This is a genomic window from Nocardiopsis ganjiahuensis DSM 45031 (genome assembly GCF_000341085.1).
Lineage (GTDB): Bacteria > Actinomycetota > Actinomycetes > Streptosporangiales > Streptosporangiaceae > Nocardiopsis > Nocardiopsis ganjiahuensis.
Map to the genome: position 1 here is coordinate 1 of NZ_ANBA01000026.1, position 20,031 is coordinate 20,031.

Genomic DNA, 20,031 nt, shown 5'->3' on the forward strand with positions numbered 1-20,031 from the left:
CAGCGCCAGCGCATCGCCATCGCCCGTGCGCTGATCCTCAAGCCGAGGCTGATCGTGTGCGACGAGCCGGTCTCGGCGCTGGACGTGTCCACGCAGGACCAGGTGCTGCGCCTGCTCTCCGAGCTCCAGGACGACTTCGGGCTCACCTACATCTTCGTCGCCCACGACCTGGCCGTCGTGCGCCAGGTCAGCGACCGCGTCGCCGTCATGCGCAAGGGCGAGGTGGTCGAACTCGGCGACAGCGACAGCATCTACGAGAACCCGCAGAGCGACTACACCAGGCAGCTGCTCACCGCGGCCCCCGTCCTGGACCCGGACGAGGCCCGTGAACTGCGTGGCGAACGGGTGCGCATGCGGGCCCGGAGCGGCGCCTGACCGGGTTCAGGAGGAGAGTCCCCTCAACAGGGCGCGCAGGCCGAACCGGAACCGGGCCAGCGCCTCGGCCTCGTCGGGGGCGTCCTCACGTCCTTCGTGCCGGACCTGGTGGGCCACCGAGCCCAGGCAGTAGCCGTTCAGGGCGTCGACGGCCCGGGGCACGTCGTCCTCTGCCAGCCCGGCCTCGCTGAAGGCCGTCCGCAGCAGGGCCCGCGTGTCCTCCTCGCCCAGGGTGTGCGGGGCGCGGTGCATCAGCAGGGAGAGCGCTCCGGAGTAGGCGAGCAGGCGGGTGCGGTAGGCCTCGGCCCACGCGGTCAGGCGCTCGTCCCACGGACGGTCGTCCGCCTCGGCCGCCTCCGCGGGGGCCTCCTCCGAACCCTCTTCCTCCTCCGCCTCGGGCGGGCCCTGCCCCTCGGTCAGCCCGCTGACCACGCGAGCCGTGGTGACGTAGGCGGCGATCGCGTTGAACAGCTGCTCCTTGCCCCGGGGGAAGTGGTGGTAGATCGCCATCGCCTCCACGTCCAGGGCGTCGCCCAGACGGCGCATGGACAACCCGCCCAGGCCGCGGCCGGCGATGATGTGGAGGGCCTCGACGATGATGCGTTCACGGCTGAGACCGGCGTAGTTCCTGCTCACTTTGTTTTTTGGGCGTGGAAGCCCGGTCCTTCAGGGCCGGGAGGAAACGCCCTCCTCCTTCCGGAAGGTGTAGGCGTAGCCGTCTGCGCGTTGGAGCAGACGGATGTGTTTGTGGTTGATCCCGGCCTGACGTCCATGACCGGTGGTGATGTCGAAGCTCCCCCTGGCCCGCACAAGGACACGCCCGGTATGGGTGCCCGCACGTTTCCCAGAAGGAACGACGGCGCGGACCAGGTCTCCGGTGGTGAAGGAGAAGTACTGCTTCTGGCGGGCCGCACGCAGCCGCGGGAAGCCATGCCGGTCCGGTGCGGTGCGTGCGTACCGGCCCCGGCCCGCGCACCCGGCGACCATCACCCGGGCCACGATCCGGGTGATGGCCTCGACCTTGCCGACAGCCAGGGCGTCCAGGGTGTGGGTCTTGGGGAGCTGGTTGCGGGTGCGGTTGAACTTGGTGCGCCCACCCGAGCCCACGTGGGTGGGCAGGCGCTGGTCCAACGCTCGCCAGAGCGCCCACCTCGTGGACTGCGCAGCGGCCGCATCACGCAGCGGCGTTCTGGCTTGGCCCAGGACCCGGGCCAGCGTCTGGGGTTTTCCGGACAGGAATTCTTCGACGGGCCGGTCTGCTTTGGTCTGGTTGCAGGGCACGCACGCCAGCACCAGGTTGGACACCCGGTCCGACCCGCCCCGCGAGCGGGGATACACGTGGTCAAGATTCAGCGGCACGTTCGTGGCCCCGCAGTACACACAGGCCCGGTCGAACTTGGCCAGCAGGTACTCACGCACCTCGAACCCGGCCAGGGTGCCCTGCTGGTACTCCACCCCCTCCAAGGGTTTCCCGGCGGAGAGGGCGTGGGTGTCGAAGGCGAGGCGCTCCACATGCACCCCGCGCACCGGCGCCCACCGACACAATCGATCCACCCAACTGGTGGTGGTCTCCACCCGGTGCCGCAGTGAGGGGGCCAACCACCCCCGGGGGCGGGCGCGGTTGGAGAACCGGGGCGCCCGATGGCGCAGGTTCGCGCTGCGGCGCCGCCGCCGGTAACCCGCGCGCTGGCCGAGTTTCTTCTTGATCTGCGCGCCCCGGTGGTCCAACTGCAGGGCGTACCGGCCCCGGCGCTCCCCCGCCCGGGCGGTGAACACGGCAATGCCGGTGTGCTGGGAGCCCGGATCGATCCCGATCTCGACCCCGTCGATCTCGGATTCTGCGGCGGTGCGGTCGGTGAGACGGATCGTGAAGGGGGTGTGCCGGGCCACCACGGCACGTTTCTTGGTCAACAGCTTGCGAGCCCGAGCCGGGTGGCACGGCTGAAGCGGGACACCGTTCTGGTCCAGGACGAACACATACGCCTGGGTCTTTTTGGTGTGGGCCTCACGGCCCTGCTTCCCAACAGGGTTGGAAGTGACGCCACCGGCACCAGGTGAGGTGCTGGTGGTCTCCCCTCGCACATGGTCCGCGCCGGGTACCGCCTGGCGGCGGTGTCGGAGTCCCGTTTCGTGCCCGATCCGGGGCGCGTCTGCTGACTCCGATTCCAGGGCCTGGCGCTGAGGAAGCACGCCAGGGTGGGTCTTTGGTCCTACGCGGAACGTAGCCATCAAGGTCACCTCCTTCGAAGGTGATGGCTGGTGCTGGTAAAGGCGGCCCTCAGCCATGTGCGCTGAAAGCCCGGGCCTTCAGACCCGGGATCCCTTTACTCTGGTGCCTTCCGGGGGGCAGGGGGACCGACTGTGCAAAGTTGGCAGTTCCGTCGACGCGACGCCAGCACCGACGCACGGCCCGGCTCGCCAGATGATCTTCGTCACCTCTACAGTTGCTTCGACACGGCCGACGGTACTCCCAACGGAGAGCGGACATGCGACTTGCCAAGCAGGACAGGACGAAGGCGCGGGAAGACCTCGCCCAGGACCGGGAGCGGGCCGACCGGTTGCCCGACCTCCTGAGGAGGGTGGCCGAGGCGGAGCAGGCCCTGGACCGCGCACGTGAGCAGGGAGCCCCGGTCGAGGAGCTCCACGAACTCGGCCTGGAACTGGACGCGGCCCTCACCGAGGCGACCCGCGCCGCCTACGCCCGGGAGCGGGTCCTGATCGGGGTCAAGGGGTACGCCGACCGCCTCCAGCGCCGCAAGCGACTGGCCCGGCCGGAGATCAAGCAGGCCACCCAGGTCGCCGAGCAGCTGCTCACCGCCCGGGAGGCCCACCGGCTGCACGGTATCCAGACGGTGCCCCGGTCGCCGGCGGTCTGACCCTTCAGGACACCGCCTTCGGTACAGCGGCCCCACGGCTCACCCCGTGGGGCCTCGCCGTGCCGGTTCCGTACCCGTCCCCGGGGGTTGGTGGCGGGCGACGGGTGTGGGGGTGCGCGCGGAGCGTGTCCGTTGAGGGTTGGTGGCGGGCGACGGGTGTGGGGGTGCGCGCGGAGTGCGTCCGTTGAGGGTTGGTGGCGGGCGACGGGTGGGCATAGGTTTGGAGGGCGTCCGAGCCCGCCTCGGATGCGGATTCGGCAAGTCACGTGGGGAGCGAAGAAGGACATGGCGGATTTCATCCGCATTGATCCAACGTCGAAGGTACCGCCCTACGAACAGATCAGGGCCCTCGTTGCGATCGCGGCGGCCAACGGAGAGCTACCGGTCGGCTACCGGTTGCCCACCGTCCGCGCGCTGGCGGGACAGCTCTCGGTCGCGGTGAACACCGTCGCCCGCGCCTACCGGGAACTCGAACAGGCCGGGGTGGTGGAGACCCGGGGCCGGTCCGGGACCTTCGTGGCCGCCGCCGGCGACGACCAGCGCGCCGAGGCCCTCGCCGCGGCCAGGGCCTACGCCGAGGTCATCACCCGGGTCGGGCTGGAGCACGACGAGGCCGTCGAGATCCTGCGCGCCGCCCTGGAGGGCTGAGCGCCCGGGACGGCCCGATCCGCGGACCGGGGCTGTGACGACGCGGCCGGGGCCTGCGCGGTTCCACCCCCGGACGGTGATGACCGTAACCGGACGAAACCCTGCATGCCCCTCCTGTGCGGCGATGTCGGCAGCTATCGTCGAGGTGCGCCGCCTCCCCCTGGGCGGCGCTGAACCACAACCCCCAAGGAGACGCCGATGAGCAGGAGATCTGGCGGCGGACGGTCATCAGGCGGACGCTCGGGCGGTGGGCGTTCCGGCGGCTCCGGCGGCAGCTCGCGCGGCGGTGCTTCGCGGCGCGGTGGCGGCTTCAACTCCCGCAGCAGCAGCGGTGGTGCCGGGCGTTCGGGTGGCGGCTTCAAGTCCCGTAGCAGCAGCGGCGGTGCCGCACGCTCCGGTGGCGGCTTCAAGTCCCGCAGCAGCTCCGCGCGTCCCGCCCGTACCCCGAGGCCCGCGCGCGCCTCACGCGCCAACCGGTCCAACCCCGGGCCCGCGGCGGCCCCCGGCTACAACACGCGCCCCCGCAACCGCTGGTACTCCGGCAGGAACCGGCACCACTACAACGACGGTCCGGGTTTCGCCCCGCGCGGCGGCGGTGTCGCCGGTGCGGTGGGATGTCTGGCCGTCGTCGTCGCCCTGTTGGTCGTCGTGGTGGTCATCGCCCTGCTGCTCTGACCCCGCGACCGGCACGACCCCGCGGTTCCCGCTCGCGACCGCGTGATCCCCCTGAGAGAACCACGAGAAGGAAACGAGCACACCTGATGTCCCACCCCCGAACCCTCGCCCTGGCCGCTGCCGCCCTGGCCGTCCCCTTGGCGCTCACCGCCTGTTCCGGGAACCGGGCCGACATCGACGCGGCATGCGGTGACATCCAGAGCCGGATGAGCGCGGTCGACCTGGCTGCCCAGGGCATCGAGCAGGACATCCTGGTCGACGACATCCCCTACCAGGACCAGTACTACACCGAGCTCGAAGAGCACCTGTTCGATGTCGAGTTCCTGGAGGAGGCGGCCCGGGGCTCGGTCCAGCGCGACGCGACCGAGCGGGCCGACGCCGTCAACGAGGTCCTGATCCAGCTGGACGAAGGCACCCACGACGGCCTCGCGGACGCCTTGGACTGGGAGGCCGAGACCCAGGACCTCATCCTGGAGGCCTGCGGGTACTGACGCGGCCCGAGGGGACGCGAACGCCGACGGGGCGGGGACCGACACGGTCCCCGCCCCCGTTCGCGTTCGCGGAGCGGCCCGCGCGGCCGGTCTCAGTTGCGCATCCCGGCCACGGAGATCAGGTAGAAGGCGATCAGGCCCACCCACACGACGGCGATCCCGGCGACACCGACCATTCCCGCGGAGATGGCGGTCGCGGGGATGCTGACGCCCAGACACACCAGGGACAGAACCATCCGCACGGTGTTGGAGGCCACGCCCTTGCGGCTCTCGGTGGCGCCCACCTGGCGGGCCACGTGGTGCTTGACGCGCTCCTCGATGGTGTCGTCCACCCGCTCGACGAGTGAGGCGGCCACCGCTTCGTCGTACTCGGGGCCCAACTCGCGGCTCGCGCGCAGCGCCGCGGCGACCTCTTCCCGGTGCCGCTGAGGGTTGTCAGTCATCTGCCCATGCTCCCACCGCGAGCGGTCCGGGGACAGTCGGTGGCGGGGATACCAGGGGAAGGCCGGGGTTGTCCCTGGGGTTGTCCCTGCCCCGGAACAGCCGTGGAGCCGTTCCCTCGAAGGGAACGGCTCCACGGCTTGTCCTCGCCGACCGGGCCGGTCGGCCTAGCTGGCGAAGTCCAGCAGCTGCTGGGCCCGGCTGGGGTGGCGCAGCTTGGACAGGGACTGCTTCTCCAGCTGACGGATCCGCTCCCGGGTCAGCCCCAGGTGCTTGCCGATCTCGTCGAGGGTGCGGGGTCGGCCGTCCATCAGCCCGAACCGCAGGGACATGATGGTCGCCTCGCGCGGCTCCAGGTCCGAGAGCGCGTTGCGCAGCTGGTCGGCCATGAGCTGGCGGTCGACCACCTCGGAGGCCTCCGAGGCGTCCACGTCCTCGATCAGGTCGCCGATGCGGGTCTCGCCGTCCTCACCGATGGTGGAGTCGAGGCTGATCGGCTGGCGGGTGACCCGCAGCAGCTCCTCGATCTGGGCCGGAGTCTTGTCCAGCTCCAGGCCCAGCTCCTCCGGCGTGGGCTCACGGCCCAGCGCCTGGTGCATGTCCCGCTCCAGCCGGCTCACCTTGCTGAGCAGCTCCAGGACGTGCACGGGCAGGCGGATGGTGCGCGCGGAGTCGGCGAACCCGCGCTGGATGGCCTGGCGGATCCACCACATGGCGTAGGTGGAGAACTTGAAGCCCTTGGTGTAGTCGAACTTCTCCACGGCGCGGATGAGGCCGAGGTTGCCCTCCTGGACCACGTCCAGCAGCGACATCCCCCGGTCGCTGTACTTCTTGGCGACGGAGACCACCAGCCGGAGGTTGGCCTCGAGCATGTGGGACTTGGCCTTGCGGCCGTCCTCGGCCACCCACTCGAGCTCCTCGCGCTCGACGTCGGCCATCTCGGCCTTCTCGTCGATCTCGCCGTGCAGCCCGAGCCGGTACTCGGCGTAGAGCCCGGCCTCGACCCGCTTGGCCAGGTCCACCTCCTGCTCGGCGGTGAGCAGCTGACGCCGCCCGATCGCCTTGAGGTAGGTGTGGACCGAGTCGCCCATGGCGGGTGACTGGTCGTCGAGGTCGGCCTCACCGGTCTCCGGATCGGTGGTGGCCTGGGTGGTCTCGGTCTTCTTGGTGCGTCGCGTGGTGCGGGCCGTTCTCCGGGTGGAGGGGCCCTTGCGCGCTGCGACCTTGCCGGATGCGGCCTTGGGAGCCTCGTCGGTGTCGGGCACCGTCGCGATGAGAGTGTTTTCCAGCACGTCGTCCTCGGCGTCAGGGTCGGCCACCATCGCGGAGTCCTCGCCCCCGTTGGCGAGTCGGACCCCGTTCTCGGTGAGTTCACGCAGGATGGAGCGGCCGTCACTGGAGGTGACTCCGGCCGCGGAGAAAGCGGTACGTAGTTCTGAGAGGGACAGGTGTCCCTGAGCGCGCCCCTGGGCGATCAGGTCGGTCAGAGCCGCGTGGGCGGCGCGGCCCTCGGGCGGAGCGTTGCCACCGGGGGCTTCGGCCTCGGGGCTCGAAGCGGCTAGGGCAGTGCTCGTCATGTGGGCACCTCCCTCCCTTCCAGGACGTGTGGCACGTGGCGGAGGGTTCCCGCCGACTGGACGCGCCAATATGTCCAACGTGTCGGCGAGTCAAATGTTCCCTGTCTCGATTGGATATCGGAGAGGGTGGCATAGATCACTGTGCCATGAGTGGCGGGATGCGGACCCATGCGGGTAAAGGAACGCGCTTGGCTTCGGAGCTCGGACCGCAGCGCGACAGGCGTTCCGGGCGTGGGGGAGGACGCAGGGGAGCGGACGAGTTGACCGATGGCTGCCGCCAACCGCGGACCTCCTTGGGAGAGGGGCCGAAGAAACCGGATACACAAGTAGACGCCAGGGAGCTTTCGGAAGTTCCCCGCCTTCCGGACAAGATCTCCCCGGGGCCAGGGTCCCACGTGTACGGACCACACCGGTAAACGCCGCTTTGTGCCAGGTGAACGGGGTGCCCCGGGGGTCCTTCAGGAGGCGGGCCGGCGGAGCGAGACCAGGTCGGGTTTGCCCGAGGCCAGCATCGGCAGGGCGGCGCGCAGGTCCAGTTCCCTGGGGGCGGCGTAGGCGGGAAGCCGCTCGCGGACCCAGGCGCGCAACCCCTCCAGTGTCGGAGGCCGCTCCGGGTCGGCGGGCACCACGACCGCGCTCACCCGCTCGCCCCACTCGGGGTCGGGGCGGCCCACCACGACGGACTCGGCCACGTCCGGGTGCGCGGCCAGGACCGCGTTGACCTGGCCGGGGACCACCTTGTGGCCACCGGTGTTGACCACCTCGTCCATCCGGCCCAGGACGTGCAGGCGGCCGTCGGGGTCCAGGCGTCCGAGGTCGTTGGTGTGCAGCCACCGGCGTCCGGCACCGTCGACCGCCAGGCCCGCCTCGTCGGCGCTCGTGGCCAGGGCGTCCTCCGGCGCGCTGCCCGGCGGCAGGCGGTAGCCGGTGAGCAGGCCCGGGCCGCCGAGCAGGACACGACCCGGAGCACCGCTCTCGGGGGCGGCGATCCTGACCCGGGTCCCGTCCAGGGGAACGCCGTCGTAGACGCACCCGCCGCAGGTCTCGCTCATGCCGTAGGTGGTCACCACACGCCCGCCCGCCGCACGGGCGGCGTCCAACAGCGAGGGTTCGGCGGCCGCCCCGCCCAGCAGGACCGTGCCGAACACCGACAGGTCGGCACCGGCGGCCAGCAGGCGGCGCAGCTGGGTGGGGACCAGGGACACGTGCGGGCGCAGCCGCTGAGCCAGCTCCATGACGGCGTCCACGTCGAAGACCGCGTGCACCGCCTCGGTCCCGGTGACGAGGGCGCGCATCATCACCTGGATGCCGGAGATGTGCCCGGCGGGCAGGACGCACAGCCAGCTGTCGCCGGGGACCGCGCCGATCCGGGCCACCGAGGCGCGGGCCGAGGCCAGCAGCGCGGTCGCGGACAGCTCCACGCCCTTGGGTTCGCCGGTCGAACCGGAGGTGGTGACCACCAGCGCCGCGTCGGGCCCCGCCGGGGCGCCTCCGGGCAGGTCGGTGACCCCGTCGGGGGTGCGCAGCGACGCCGGGCGCATCGCCGCCAGGAGCGTGTCCGCGCGGGCGTCGGGGGTGCCGTCGGGGATGGGCAACAGAGCCGGTCCGGTTCCGTCCAACGCCCTGGAGAGGAGCCGGTGCAGGGTGTCCGGGGGCAGACCGCGCACCGCCTGGAGGGCGCGTCCGCCCTCGGGGGAGGGGGCCTGCTCCGAAGAGGGGAGCGGGGACCGGGGTTCGCTTGCTTGTGCCACGGTGTCCCAGCGTACGCCCGGCCGCGGATCGGGCCGTCCGGCGGGGCCGGGTGCCGGGGGCGTGCCTGTCCGTCCCGGCTCGCCTGGCAGAATGCGTAGGGTTGACGCCGCGACGGTCACACACCGTCCGCGTCCACACCGTCCCCATCCCCGTGAGGAGAAGCAGAGCCGTGAGCAGCGTGATCGACTGGCAGCGGTCGGGCGAGTATTCCGACATCATCTACGAGACCGCGGAGGGCATCGCCAAGATCACGATCAACCGCCCGGAGCGGCACAACGCGTTCCGTCCCCAGACGCTCTTCGAGCTCCAGACGGCGTTCAACATCGCCCGGGACGACTCCAGCGTCGGTGTGATCATCTTCACCGGCGCCGGCGACCAGGCGTTCTGCTCCGGCGGCGACCAGAAGATCCGGGGCGACGACGGCTACATCGGCGACGACGCCGTGGCCCAGCAGGGCATCGGCCGCCTCAACGTGCTCGACCTCCAGGTGCAGATCCGCCGTCTGCCCAAGCCCGTGATCTGCATGGTCGCCGGCTGGTCCATCGGCGGCGGCAACGTGCTCCAGGTCTGTTGCGACCTGACCATCGCCGCCGACAACGCCAAGTTCGGGCAGACCGGCCCCCAGGTCGGCTCCTTCGACGGCGGTTACGGCTCCTGGCTGCTGGCCGAGACCGTGGGCCTGAAGAAGGCCCGCGAGATCTGGTACCTGTGCCGCCAGTACAGCGCCCAGGAGGCGCTGGACATGGGCATGGTCAACACCGTCGTGCCGCTGGCGGACCTGGAGAAGGAGACCGTCCAGTGGGCCCGCGAGATGCTGGAGAAGTCCCCGCTGGCGCTGCGCATGCTCAAGGGCGCCATCAACGCCGTGAGCGACGGCGCCGCCGGGATGCAGCAGTTCGCCGGTGACGCCACGATGCTCTACTACATGAGCGAAGAGGCCCAGGAGGGCCGGGACGCCTTCAAGGAGAAGCGCCGTCCGGACTTCGACAAGTTCCCGCGCCGCCCGTGACCGCGGCCTCGGACACCGACCCGGCGGGGACCACCGCCGGGGGGCGGGCCTTCGCGATCGGCCTGCGCAACCGCTTCCGGGGCATCACGGTCCGTGAGGGAATGCTGGTGCGCGGCCCGGTCGGCTGGGGCGAGTTCTCGCCCTTCGCCGAGTACGGGCCGCGCGAAGCCTCCCGCTGGTGGGCCGCCTGTCACGAGGCGGCCCACCGGGGCTGGCCCGAACCGCTGCGCGACCGGGTACCGGTCAACGTCACCGTGCCCGCCGTGGGCCCCGAACGCGCCGCGGAGATCGTGGCCGCGGGCGGGTGTACCACGGCCAAGGTCAAGGTGGCGGAGAAGGGCCAGGACTGGCGTGAGGACGTGGCCCGGGTCGAGGCCGTGCGCGCCGCGATCGGCCCCTCCGGCCGGGTGCGGGTGGACGCCAACGGCGCCTGGGACGTGGACACCGCCGTGCGGATGACCCGCGAGCTGGACCGCTTCGACCTGGAGTACGTGGAGCAGCCCTCCGCGACCCTGGACGAGCTGGCCGCGGTCCGCCGCCGGGTGGACGTGCCGGTCGCCGCCGACGAGTCCGTCCGCCGCGCGGAGGACCCGCTGCGGGTGCGCGCCGCCGGCGCCGCGGACATCGTGGTGCTCAAGGTGCAGCCCCTGGGCGGGGTGCGCGCCGCGCTGCGGGTGGCCGAGGCCTGCGGTCTGCCCGTGGTGGTCTCCAGCGCCGTGGAGACGTCGGTGGGCCTGGCCGCGGGGGTGGCTCTGGCAGCCGCCCTGCCCGAGCTCCCGTACGCCTGCGGGCTGGCGACCATGCAGATGCTGACCGCCGACGTCACCGCCGTTCCGCTCCTGCCCGAGGACGGTTTCCTGCCCGTCCGCCCGGCGGTCGTGGACGAGGAGGCGCTGAAGGCGGTCGAGACCGACCCCGCCGACTGGCGTGCCCGAGCCGCGGCCGCCGAGGCCGCGGGTGCGGACGCGGGGCCCGCGGGTACGGACGCCGCGGGTGAGGGGCCGGCGGGTTAAGTACCGGGGCGGCGGACCGGTGGCCCGAATCCGACCCGACCTGCGCCGACGGGCCGGATCACGGTGACCGGCGACACACGGTGGCGGGCGGCTGGGACCGGTGGGCAAGAGATCACAGCCGGGATCGGTCGCCCATCGCCGCCGAACGGGGTTCACTGGAAAAGACCGGGGGTCGTGCGATCGGGTCGGATCGCACAGCGATACTGGTACACACCTTGACGAACGAAAGACTTTGATGAATCCGTCTACCGCCCTGGCGCGGGTCCTCGTCGACGAACTGGCCCGCTGCGGGCTGGCCGAGGCCGTCGTCGCGCCCGGGTCGCGCTCGACCCCACTGGCGCTGGCCCTGGTCGCCCACCCCGGCATCCGGGTCCACGTGCGGGTGGACGAGCGTTCCGCCTCCTTCCTCGCCCTGGGACTGGCCCGCGCCTCGCGCCGGCCGGTGGCGGTGGTGTGCACCTCCGGTACCGCGGCCGCCAACTTCCACCCGGCGGTGATGGAGGCCGACGAGAGCGGTGTCCCGCTGCTGGTGCTCACCGCGGACCGGCCACCGGAGCTGCGCGGTACCGGCGCCAACCAGACGGTGGACCAGATCGGCCTGTACGGCGGTGCCGTGCGCATGTTCGCCGAGGTCGGCACCCCCGACCCCGCACCCGGGATGATCGCGTACTGGCGTTCGCTGTGCTGTCGTGCCTGGGGTTCGGCCGTCGGCGGCCGCCCCGGACCGGTCCACCTCAACGTGGCCTTCCGCGAGCCGCTCACCCCGGACGAGCCCGCGGACACCCCGACCTGGACGGCTCCCCTGGACGGGCGCCCGGACGGAAGACCGTGGGTCTCACGCCCCGGGCCCTTCACCGAACCCGCCCCACTCGTCCTGCCGGACGTGGAGCGCGGCGTCATCGTGTGCGGTGACGGCGACTACGACGCCGTCCCCTTCCTGGCCCTGGCCGAGGTGACCGGCTGGCCCCTGCTGGCCGAGCCCACCTCCAACGCCCGCCGGACCGGCGCGATCTCCACCTACCGCCAGCTGCTGGCCGCACCCGGTTTCGCCGCCGGGCACACCCCCGAGCTGATCGTGAGCGTGGGACGCCCCAACCTCTCCCGCCAGATCCTGGCCTACCTGCGCAGCGCCGAACGCCACGTGGTGGTCACCGCCGGAGCGCTCGGCGACCCCGCGGCGAGCCTGGCCAACGCCTTCTCCGATCCCGCGCGCACCGCCACCGACGTGGTCGCGGCGGTCGCCCCGCCCGCGGGCCTGCCCTGGGACGAGCCGCGCCGCACCGACTGGTCGCACTCCTGGAAACGCGCCGAGGCCGCCGCCCGTGAGGCCCTCGACGGGGTGCTGGACGCCGACGAGGTGCTCTCCGAACCCCGCCTCGCCCGCGACCTGGTCTCCCACGTGTCCACCGGATCGCTGCTGTTCGCCGGTTCGAGCATGCCCATCCGCGACCTCGACGCCACGATGCGCGCGCGCTGCGGTGTGCGCCTGGTCGGCAACCGCGGGGTGAGCGGGATCGACGGCACCGTGTCCACGGCCATCGGTGCCGCCCTGGCCCACCAGGCCGAGGGCCAGGGCCAGGCCTACGCCCTGCTGGGCGACCTGGCGATGCTGCACGACCAGAACGGCCTGATCATCGGCCCCGGCGAGCCCCGCCCCGACCTGGCGATCGTCGTGGTCAACAACGACGGCGGGGGGATCTTCTCCGGCCTGGAACAGGCGGGACACCCCGACTTCGAGAGGGTGTTCGGCACGCCGCACGGCATCTCCATGGAGAGGGTCGCCGCGGTCGCCGACCTGCCCTACACCCGCGTCGAGTGGGCCACCGACCTGCCCAAGGCCCTCTTGGGAGAAGGCCTGCGCATCGTCGAGGTCTGCACCACCCGTGCGGGCAGCGCGGCCCTGCGCCGGCGCTTGCAGGACGCCGTGGACGCCGCGACGGCCGGGCTGACCTAGCCGGCACGTACGGGGGCTCGTCCGAGGCGGGGACGAGCCCGGCGGCCCGGTCCGCCGCTGGTCCGGTTCACCGGACCAGCGGCAGACGAGCCCGTCGGGCGAAGGTCAGGCGGCAGCTGACGCGGAGCCGTCCAGGACCTCCAGCAGCACGTCGACGTAGTCGGTGATGACGCCGTCCACACCCCGGTCGATCGCCCGCTGCATGTCCTCGGGGGTGTTGACCGTGTAGGTGTGCACCTCCATGCCCGCGTCGTGCACGGCCCGGACGTAGGCCTCGTCGATCTGGTTGTGGTTCGGGTTGACCTGGTCGGCCCAGGAGTAGTCCTCGAGCTGGTCCACGGGCACGCGCCCCAACAGCCCGTGCGGGACGTGGTCCGGGTAGAGCGCGCGTGACTTCTCCACGACCTCCCAGTTGAAGTCCTGGATCGCCAGGCGGTCGTAGCCGGGCTTTCCGGGCAGCGACCCCGGCGAGAGGAACCACGGGTTGTCGTGGAGGACCTCGGCGATGTCCTCCTCGATGCCGGGGTGGTTGCTGGAGGCCTTGATCTCCAGGAGGAAGCCGAGCTTCAGCTTCTTCATGAGGTCCAGCCCCTCCTGCAGGGTGGGCACCGGCTCCCCCTCGAACTCCTCACCGAACCAGGAGCCGGCGTCGAGCCTGCTGATCTCCTCCATGGTGAAGTCGCCGACGGCGTAGGAGTCCCGGTCCGGGTAGACCTCCTCGACGTCGGTGGTCCGCGTCAGGTTCGCGTCGTGCATGAAGACGAGCACACCGTCCGCGGTGCGCTGCACGTCGGTCTCGACGGTGCTCGCGCCGAGTTCCGCGGCCACCTCGATGGCCGCGAGGGTGTTCTCCGGCGCGTAACCGGACGCTCCGCGGTGGGCGATGTCGAGGACCTCCGGGCCGTGCGGCGGACCGGCGGTCGCCGACCCCGACTCGTGGGGCGCGGTGTCGGCGCTCGCCGCACCCGCGAAACCGAGAACGGCCATCGCGGAGCTGGCCGCGAAGACCGCTACGCAGCGCACCGCGGTTCGGTGGAGCGCGTCGCTGCCGGGACGGGGGTATCCAGGAAAGATCTGGGGGAAACCTGACACAGTGCTCCTCTGATGAGGGCGGAACCGGATGATCCGATGACTGTCGCCCGGATTCACCTTCGCCGCCTATCCCGATTTCTTTCGTCCGGGCGATCCGTCAAGCAGTGAACAGCCCGGACGCGATAGGAGATCCCCCGAGTCTTCGCACATCAACACCCGGAGGACACCCCCTCACCGTTCCGCCGTCGATTGACACAGGCGTGTCCTGTGAACGAACTCCGCCTGGAGGCACGAAGAACGCCTGGTCGCCCCGGCTCTCGGCCGCTCCTGCGCGCGGGGCCTCCACGGGCCGGGCGGTGACGGTGGCCGGGACCGGCCAGAAGGCCTTCACCCGCGGGAGAAGGCTCCGGCCCCGGGCGGTCCCGTGCGTAGCCCTCAGAACTGCCCTGACTCTTCGCAGGCGACGGTCGACTGCCCCGGGCCGGTCACGGCGTACCGGGCGGCGAAGGTGCGGACGGCCTCGTCGACCACCTGTGCGACGCGTTCGGCGCTCACCTCCCAGCCCGGTACCAGGAGCGCCGGCCAGAAGACGTAGTTGGAGATCATGCCCAGGAACTGGGTGGCTGCGAGGTCCACGTCCTCGATCCGCACCGTTCCCGCCTCGTGCTCGGCCAGCAGGTAGCCGCGTACGGACTCGAAGTAGGGCATCTTCCCGTGCGAGAACTGCGCGTTGGCGAGTTCGGGAAATCGCGGCAGTTCGGCGATGACGATGCGGAACAGGTCGGTCATCCGGGTGCGGCCCAGCAGCTCGGCGTAGCGGCGACCGATGGTGCTGAGCCCGTCGACGATGTCGCCTGTGGGCGGAGGCTCCTCCTCGTCCCCGGTCGACCAGGACTCGGTGACCATGGCGTCGAACAGGGCAGCCTTGCTCGGAAACTGCTTGAACAAGGTGGCCCGCGAAACCCCCGAACGCTCTGCGATCCGCGCCAGTGTCGTCCGGTCGTAGCCCAGTTCGAGGAAGAGTGCGGTCGCGGCCGTCAAGATCAGCGCACGCTTCTCCTGGGCGATGCGCTGGTGATACGTCGTCACGGCTCTGCTCATGGGTCGAGTATACGAGGTGAGTGGCTTGACTCACCGTTGTTGCCCGCCTAGTGTCAGGCAGCGGTGAGTCACTCAGCTCACCACTGGTCGGCCGTTCATCACCGATGATCCCGGTCAGTCAGCCACGTACCGAAGGAACATCTGATGCGCCGCTTCGACGAACAGACCGTGCTCGTGACCGGCGGGGCCGGTGGCCAGGGATCGAGCCACGTACGCGCGTTTCACGCGGAGGGAGCGAACGTGGTGATCGGCGGCATCGACGCCGAACGCGGCGCCGCTCTCGCCGGCGAACTCGGGACCCGCGCCCGCTTCACCCACCTCGACGTCACCGACGAGAGCTCGTGGTCCGCCGCTGTGCTGACCGCCGAGAGCGCCTTCGGCGCCCTGAACGTGCTCGTCAACAACGCGGGCGTCCAGAACCCGCCGGCTCCGATCGAGAAGACGGACCAGGCCACGTGGTCGCGCATCCTCGACGTCAACCTCACCGGGACCTTCCTCGGCATCAAGGCCGCCGCTCCCGCTCTGCGCCGTGCGGGAGGGGGAACCATCGTCAACATCGCCTCGACGATGGGCCTGGGCGGAACGGCGCACTACGCGCCCTACGTCGCCGGCAAGTGGGCCGTGCGAGGTCTCACCCGAACGGCAGCGCTCGAGCTCGGCCGGGACCGCATCCGCGTGAACACCATCCACCCCGGCGTGATCGCGACCCCCTTCATCCAGGAACCGGCGGCCGGCGCCACCGCGGCCATCGCCGACTTCTACTCACCCGAGCCGTTCGCCATCCCCCGACTCGGGGAGCCGACCGACGTCACCCGGCTTCTGCTGTTCCTCACGTCGTCGGACGCGTCGTTCATCACGGGCTCGGAGTACGTCATCGACGGTGGGCTCCTCCTCGGGCCCGCCCTTCAGGCCGAGGCCGCATGAGCGGTCCGGACACGATCGGACGGCACGACTCCGTGCGGATCCGCCTGCACGGGCCGCGCCGGTCACCGCCCCAGCCGAACGTCAGGCCGTGCCCAGGGGGTGAAATGCTCAATCGTCCAGGTCGACCGCGGTGTGGTTTCCCACCGCGTCGGGGAACTCCGCCCGGTCGGGTTCGGCGTCTTCGGGAATGTCGACCGCTGCGTGATAGACGGCCGAGGCATCGGGGTTGATGTCCAAGACGACTTCGCCGGTTTCCTCGTAGGACAAAGCGGTTCCGATGCCGTAGTCCTCCGAATAGGAACTTCCCTCGTCGGTGCGGACCCGGACCGTCTGGTACCAGCCCTGCGGATCGTCACCGATGTTGGTGACGGTGTACTTCACGATCGCCCACTTCCCCTCGGGGGAGTGGCTCTGATTGAAGATGTTGTCCTGGATGGGGTCCGTGGACACCCTCACCTCGTCCACGGTCACGGAGAACTCGTCGACCTCGAAGGAATCACCGATCCCGAGGGTGCCCTCCGGTTCCTCTTCGTCCTCAGCCGGCTGGGACTGGGGCTCCCTGGGCGGCGAAGACGGCGAGGGCGACTGTTCCTGAACGGCGGAGGACGCCGTCTGCTCGGAATCGGAGCCGGGATCGTCTTCCGAGGGGGTGGCGATCACCACCGCGATGGCTACGAGGAGCACGACGATGGTGGTTCCGCCGACACCGAGGAAGATCTTGCGCCCTGTCGAGAGCCCTGAGGGAATGGGCTGGGGGTGGGGGTACATCGTGGGCTCCTCGAGGGATACGTGGGACCGGGGCGGAGCACGTGCCCGGCGCTCCGCCCCCTCCTGAACAGGTGAGAGGAAGTGCGGACGACGTGGAGGCGCGTCGGCACCCGTGCTCGCATTCGACTGGGGGTCCACGCGTTCACCGGACATGAGCGAGGCTCCGTCGACCATCGCGTGGCTGATCTCGAAGTCAGCGGGTACATCGTAGGCCAGGGCGCCGCTCAGAGTCCCCCCGGGTCCGCGCTGTCCAGGACATCGGTACCGGAGGCCGTCGTCACCGAGGACCCCGTCTCCGGCGGTCCGCTGGTCGTCCCCGTCGGCCGCGCCGCCCGCTGAGTCCGCGCGGGCGGACGGGGCCCTGAGACCGGGGACGCGGGGAGAGGGCTCGACGAGCACACGTCAAAGCGGAGCCGGTCCGGGCGAGGCTTGTGGACGCGGGGGAGCGGGTGAGCGAGGATCACCACAAGGTCCAGCGGTGAGTGTGCGTACAGCTGCCCAGAGTGATGCGTCCCAGGCGTGTAGAGGGAGTTGTAGGTGCGTTCACCCGGGTTTCACCACCGCGTGTGAAACCTCGGCCAAGGTCGTGAGCGACCAGGCAGGACCTCCTGCACGACCGCCTCCGTACCCCTGAGCGGAGCCCCGCAGCTCATCTCGGGGAGCGTGAGCGGTCACCATCCCCAAGGAGAAACGCGTGCCCGAATCCGCGACCCCGCGCCGCCGGCTTCCCCTCCTCGACCTCGTGGGCGGTGGCAGGTCCCGCGCGACGTGCCACTACCGCTGCGGCGACGCCTGCTTCCAGCCCGCGCCCAACACCAGCTCCAACTCCTACTTCGGCGACATCTTCCAGGGGGTCCTCTCCCGCCGGTCCGCGCTGCGCGCCGGAGCGGTGACCGCCGGAGCCGGAGCCTTCGGCCTGGCCGCGCTCTCTCCGGCCGCGGCCGACCGCGGTCCCGACCGCCCGCACCCCTCTCCCCGCCTCACGTTCAAGAGCGTGCTGCCCAACAACGACGACGCCCTCACCATCCCCAAGCACTACGAGCAGCACGTCATCATCCGTTGGGGCGACCCCGTCCTGCCCGGTGCCCCCGAGTTCGACGTCAACGCCCAGACCGCCGAGGCCCAGGCCCAGCAGTTCGGTTACAACTGCGACTACGTCGGTTTCCACCAGCTCGACGACGACCACGGCCTGCTCTGGGTGAACCACGAGTACACCAACGAGAACATCATGTTCGCCGGCTGGGACGGCGGAGCCAACGCCGACCCCGAGCAGACCCGTGTCGCCATGGCCGCCCACGGCGGCTCCCTGGTCGAGCTCGAGCGCGTCGGCCGCACCGGCCAGTGGAAGCTGTCGCAGGGCGAGCGCTCCTTCAACCGGCGCATCCACACCGCCACCCCGTTCGTCCTCTCGGGCCCCGCGGCGGGCAGCGACCTGCTCAAGACCGAGGCCGACCCCACGGGCACCGAGGTCCTGGGCATGCTCAACAACTGCGCGGGCGGCATGACCCCCTGGGGCACCTTCCTCAGCGGCGAGGAGAACTTCAACCAGTACTTCGGCAACGCGCCCGGCACCCCCGAGACCAACCGCTACGGTCTGGGCACCGGCCCCTCCAGCCGCCGCTGGGACCTGGTCGACGAGCGCTTCGACCTGTCCAAGCACCCCAACGAGGCCAACCGGTTCGGCTACGTCGTCGAGATCGACCCCCTGGACCCCCAGGCCAAGCCGGTCAAGCGCACCATGCTGGGCCGCTTCAAGCACGAGGGCGCCAACACCATCCTGGCCGCCGACGGCCGGGTCGTGGTCTACCTGGGCGATGACGAGCGCTTCGACTACATGTACAAGTTCGTCAGCGACGATCGGTACGTCGAGGGATCGCGCCGCCACAACATGACGCTGCTGGACTCGGGCACGCTCTACGTCGCCAAGCTCACCGGCAACAGCCCGGCCGAGGAGATCGACGGCTCCGGCACCCTGCCCTCCGACGGCGAGTTCGACGGCACCGGTGAGTGGATCGCCCTGTGCGACTCCACCCGGAGCTTCGTCGAAGGGTTCAGCGTCGAGGAGGTGCTGGTCCACACCCGGCTGGCGGCCGACGCCGCCGGCGCCACCAAGATGGACCGCCCCGAGGACTTCGAGCCCAGCCCGGTCACCGGCAAGGTCTACTGCGCCCTGACCAACAACTCCGCCCGCGAGCCCGGCCAGGCCGACGAGCCCAACCCGCGCGGCCCCAACCGCTACGGCCACATCCTGGAGATCATCGAGGACGGCGACGACAACGCCGCCACGACCTTCGGCTGGAACGTGCCGCTGGTGTGCGGAGACCCCGAGGACGACGACACCTACTACGCGGGCTTCGACAAGTCCAAGGTGATGCCGATCTCGGCGCCGGACAACCTGGCCTTCGACAAGCACGGCAACCTGTGGATCTCCACCGACGGCCAGCCCGGCTCGTTGGGCACGGCCGACGCCCTGCACGTGATGCCGGTCGAGGGCCGCTTCCGCGGTGAGCTCAAGACCTTCGCCACGGTGCCGGTGCGCGCAGAGGCCTGCGGCCCCTTCATCAGCAAGGACAACAAGACCGTCTTCCTCGCGCCGCAGCACCCGGGCGACAACGGCACCTTCGAGTCGCCGACCAGCACCTGGCCCGACGGCGACTTCCCCCGCCCGTCCGTGGCCTGCATCTGGCACCAGGCCGGCCGCGACGTCGGCCAGTAACCGGCCCCGCCGGGCCCCTGCGGCCCGGTACCGACCACCGGCCCCGGTCCTCTCCGTCGTGGGGGAGGGACCGGGGCCGGTTCACTTTCCGGGTCCGGGACGAGCTCGTCCCCGGTGCGGCCTACGGCGCGCGACCTGCTCCAGGAGCCGGACCGGCGGGATGCGGGCCCGGCGGGATACACGCCCGGCCCCGCGTTCGACGGCCGGTCAGAGCACCCGCTCGAAGCACAGGGAGCCGGGATCGTCCGCGTAGGCGCCGAAAGCGGGGATGGGCGTGTATCCCGCCTTCGTGTAGAAGCGCACCGCGTCCGGCTGGCGGTTTCCGGTCTCCAACCTCAGCGCCTTCCAGTCCTGGCCGCGGGCCCACTCCTCCAGCGCCTGGAGCAGTACCGCGGCCGCACCCGAGCCGCGGCTGTCCGGCAGCACGTACATGCGCTTGACCTCGCCGAACCCCTCACCCAGGTCGCGCAGGCCGCCGCAGCCCACGGCCGTTCCGCCTTCGTCGCGCACCACCGCGAACACCGCGATGTCGCCGGCGGAGGGCGGGGTGCCGGGTTCGGAGTCGGGGGTGCCGTAGCGTTCGGCGATCTCCCGCCGCTGGCCGGCGCGCAGTTCGGTGGCGTCGGGGTCGTCCCAGGGGACCAGGTCAACGTTCATGGGCACGAGAATGCCGCAGCGA

At 71.1% G+C, this 20,031-nt stretch carries 20 protein-coding genes; 11 read left to right on the forward strand and 9 right to left on the reverse strand.

Translation table 11 applies throughout. From position 1 onward, the window contains the following. On the forward strand, nucleotides 1-375 hold a 375-nt coding region (locus D458_RS34465; protein ID WP_017590067.1), incomplete at its 5' end, for an ABC transporter ATP-binding protein. A 6-nt stretch (nucleotides 376-381) separates the two neighbouring features. Here the strand turns inward: D458_RS34465 and D458_RS0128175 are convergent. After that, nucleotides 382-1,011 (reverse strand): TetR/AcrR family transcriptional regulator, encoded by a 630-nt coding sequence (locus tag D458_RS0128175; RefSeq protein WP_017590068.1) that lies wholly within the window; start codon nucleotides 1,009-1,011, stop codon nucleotides 382-384. A gap of 30 nt (nucleotides 1,012-1,041) precedes the next feature. Further along, nucleotides 1,042-2,352 carry an RNA-guided endonuclease IscB gene (gene iscB, locus D458_RS0128180; RefSeq protein WP_017590069.1) on the reverse strand — a complete coding sequence of 437 codons (1,311 nt, stop codon included), beginning with the start codon at nucleotides 2,350-2,352 and terminating at the stop codon, nucleotides 1,042-1,044. 509 nt (nucleotides 2,353-2,861) lie between these two features. Here iscB and D458_RS0128185 point away from each other — a divergent pair. The 4 genes from D458_RS0128185 (at nucleotide 2,862) to D458_RS0128200 (ending at nucleotide 5,065) form a co-directional block, all read left to right on the forward strand. Then, entirely contained in the window at nucleotides 2,862-3,251 is a 390-nt protein-coding gene (locus D458_RS0128185; RefSeq protein WP_017590070.1) for a hypothetical protein, read from the forward strand. A gap of 285 nt (nucleotides 3,252-3,536) precedes the next feature. Next, nucleotides 3,537-3,899: a GntR family transcriptional regulator gene (locus tag D458_RS0128190; RefSeq protein ID WP_026119756.1), complete on the forward strand. Its 363-nt coding sequence runs from the start codon at nucleotides 3,537-3,539 to the stop codon at nucleotides 3,897-3,899. Nucleotides 3,900-4,097: 198 nt separating this feature from the next. Beyond that, entirely contained in the window at nucleotides 4,098-4,574 is a 477-nt protein-coding gene (locus tag D458_RS37190) for a hypothetical protein (protein WP_063825779.1), read from the forward strand. Between the two features lie 86 nt (nucleotides 4,575-4,660). Then, on the forward strand, nucleotides 4,661-5,065 hold the full coding sequence (locus tag D458_RS0128200; protein ID WP_017590072.1) for a hypothetical protein: 405 nt from the start codon (nucleotides 4,661-4,663) through the stop codon (nucleotides 5,063-5,065). A 92-nt stretch (nucleotides 5,066-5,157) separates the two neighbouring features. Here the strand turns inward: D458_RS0128200 and D458_RS0128205 are convergent, their stop codons facing one another. The 3 genes from D458_RS0128205 to D458_RS0128215 form a co-directional block, all read right to left on the reverse strand. Next, the gene (locus tag D458_RS0128205) at nucleotides 5,158-5,508 is read right to left on the reverse strand and encodes a hypothetical protein (protein WP_017590073.1); all 351 of its coding nucleotides are present in this window, start codon (nucleotides 5,506-5,508) and stop codon (nucleotides 5,158-5,160) included. 165 nt (nucleotides 5,509-5,673) lie between these two features. Next, nucleotides 5,674-7,083 carry an RNA polymerase sigma factor gene (locus D458_RS0128210; RefSeq protein ID WP_017590074.1) on the reverse strand — a complete coding sequence of 470 codons (1,410 nt, stop codon included), beginning with the start codon at nucleotides 7,081-7,083 and terminating at the stop codon, nucleotides 5,674-5,676. Between the two features lie 458 nt (nucleotides 7,084-7,541). Next, nucleotides 7,542-8,834 (reverse strand): AMP-binding protein, encoded by a 1,293-nt coding sequence (locus tag D458_RS0128215; protein ID WP_026119757.1) that lies wholly within the window; start codon nucleotides 8,832-8,834, stop codon nucleotides 7,542-7,544. A gap of 170 nt (nucleotides 8,835-9,004) precedes the next feature. Here D458_RS0128215 and menB point away from each other — a divergent pair, with 170 nt between their 5' ends. The 3 genes from menB (at nucleotide 9,005) to menD (ending at nucleotide 12,811) form a co-directional block, all read left to right on the forward strand. After that, nucleotides 9,005-9,844 (forward strand): 1,4-dihydroxy-2-naphthoyl-CoA synthase, encoded by an 840-nt coding sequence (gene menB / locus D458_RS0128220; RefSeq protein WP_017590076.1) that lies wholly within the window; start codon nucleotides 9,005-9,007, stop codon nucleotides 9,842-9,844. Continuing rightward, nucleotides 9,841-10,857 carry an o-succinylbenzoate synthase gene (locus D458_RS0128225; RefSeq protein ID WP_017590077.1) on the forward strand — a complete coding sequence of 339 codons (1,017 nt, stop codon included), beginning with the start codon at nucleotides 9,841-9,843 and terminating at the stop codon, nucleotides 10,855-10,857. The genes menB and D458_RS0128225 overlap by 4 nt, the downstream gene beginning before the upstream one ends. 235 nt (nucleotides 10,858-11,092) lie before the next feature. Continuing rightward, a complete protein-coding gene (gene menD / locus D458_RS0128230; protein WP_017590078.1) occupies nucleotides 11,093-12,811 on the forward strand; it encodes a 2-succinyl-5-enolpyruvyl-6-hydroxy-3-cyclohexene-1-carboxylic-acid synthase in 1,719 nt (572 codons plus the stop codon). A 105-nt stretch (nucleotides 12,812-12,916) separates the two neighbouring features. Here menD and D458_RS0128235 read toward each other — a convergent pair whose 3' ends face one another. After that, nucleotides 12,917-13,903: a glycerophosphodiester phosphodiesterase gene (locus D458_RS0128235; RefSeq protein ID WP_239648087.1), complete on the reverse strand. Its 987-nt coding sequence runs from the start codon at nucleotides 13,901-13,903 to the stop codon at nucleotides 12,917-12,919. 375 nt (nucleotides 13,904-14,278) lie between these two features. Further along, a complete protein-coding gene (locus D458_RS0128240; protein ID WP_026119758.1) occupies nucleotides 14,279-14,944 on the reverse strand; it encodes a TetR/AcrR family transcriptional regulator in 666 nt (221 codons plus the stop codon). Nucleotides 14,945-15,088: 144 nt separating this feature from the next. Here D458_RS0128240 and D458_RS0128245 point away from each other — a divergent pair, with 144 nt between their 5' ends. Further along, nucleotides 15,089-15,868, forward strand: coding sequence for a glucose 1-dehydrogenase (locus D458_RS0128245; RefSeq protein WP_017590081.1), 780 nt, complete (start codon nucleotides 15,089-15,091; stop codon nucleotides 15,866-15,868). A 108-nt stretch (nucleotides 15,869-15,976) separates the two neighbouring features. Here the strand turns inward: D458_RS0128245 and D458_RS0128250 are convergent, their stop codons facing one another. Next, on the reverse strand, nucleotides 15,977-16,636 hold the full coding sequence (locus D458_RS0128250) for a DUF4352 domain-containing protein (RefSeq protein WP_017590082.1): 660 nt from the start codon (nucleotides 16,634-16,636) through the stop codon (nucleotides 15,977-15,979). Between the two features lie 177 nt (nucleotides 16,637-16,813). Between D458_RS0128250 and D458_RS36835 the strand changes: the two genes are divergently transcribed. Together D458_RS36835 and D458_RS0128255 are read left to right on the forward strand one after the other, a co-directional pair. Further along, entirely contained in the window at nucleotides 16,814-16,975 is a 162-nt protein-coding gene (locus tag D458_RS36835) for a hypothetical protein (RefSeq protein WP_017590083.1), read from the forward strand. Between the two features lie 355 nt (nucleotides 16,976-17,330). After that, a complete protein-coding gene (locus D458_RS0128255) occupies nucleotides 17,331-19,352 on the forward strand; it encodes a PhoX family protein (RefSeq protein WP_017590084.1) in 2,022 nt (673 codons plus the stop codon). 207 nt (nucleotides 19,353-19,559) lie between these two features. On the opposite strand, the gene D458_RS0128260 is transcribed toward D458_RS0128255, so the two are convergent. Further along, on the reverse strand, nucleotides 19,560-20,009 hold the full coding sequence (locus tag D458_RS0128260) for a GNAT family N-acetyltransferase (protein WP_017590085.1): 450 nt from the start codon (nucleotides 20,007-20,009) through the stop codon (nucleotides 19,560-19,562). Nucleotides 20,010-20,031 lie beyond the last annotated feature (22 nt).

Bases quoted from the DNA above. Each gene is read 5' to 3' on its own strand.
- D458_RS0128185 (WP_017590070.1), top strand. From the start codon at position 2,862: ATGCGACTTGCCAAGCAGGACAGGACGAAGGCGCGGGAAGACCTCGCC.
- D458_RS0128250 (WP_017590082.1), bottom strand. From the start codon at position 16,636: ATGTACCCCCACCCCCAGCCCATTCCCTCAGGGCTCTCGACAGGGCGC.
- D458_RS0128260 (WP_017590085.1), bottom strand. From the start codon at position 20,009: ATGAACGTTGACCTGGTCCCCTGGGACGACCCCGACGCCACCGAACTG.
- D458_RS0128190 (WP_026119756.1), top strand. From the start codon at position 3,537: ATGGCGGATTTCATCCGCATTGATCCAACGTCGAAGGTACCGCCCTAC.
- D458_RS0128205 (WP_017590073.1), bottom strand. From the start codon at position 5,508: ATGACTGACAACCCTCAGCGGCACCGGGAAGAGGTCGCCGCGGCGCTG.
- menD (WP_017590078.1), top strand. From the start codon at position 11,093: ATGAATCCGTCTACCGCCCTGGCGCGGGTCCTCGTCGACGAACTGGCC.
- D458_RS0128240 (WP_026119758.1), bottom strand. From the start codon at position 14,944: ATGAGCAGAGCCGTGACGACGTATCACCAGCGCATCGCCCAGGAGAAG.
- D458_RS0128245 (WP_017590081.1), top strand. From the start codon at position 15,089: ATGCGCCGCTTCGACGAACAGACCGTGCTCGTGACCGGCGGGGCCGGT.
- D458_RS0128200 (WP_017590072.1), top strand. From the start codon at position 4,661: ATGTCCCACCCCCGAACCCTCGCCCTGGCCGCTGCCGCCCTGGCCGTC.
- D458_RS37190 (WP_063825779.1), top strand. From the start codon at position 4,098: ATGAGCAGGAGATCTGGCGGCGGACGGTCATCAGGCGGACGCTCGGGC.
- D458_RS0128210 (WP_017590074.1), bottom strand. From the start codon at position 7,083: ATGACGAGCACTGCCCTAGCCGCTTCGAGCCCCGAGGCCGAAGCCCCC.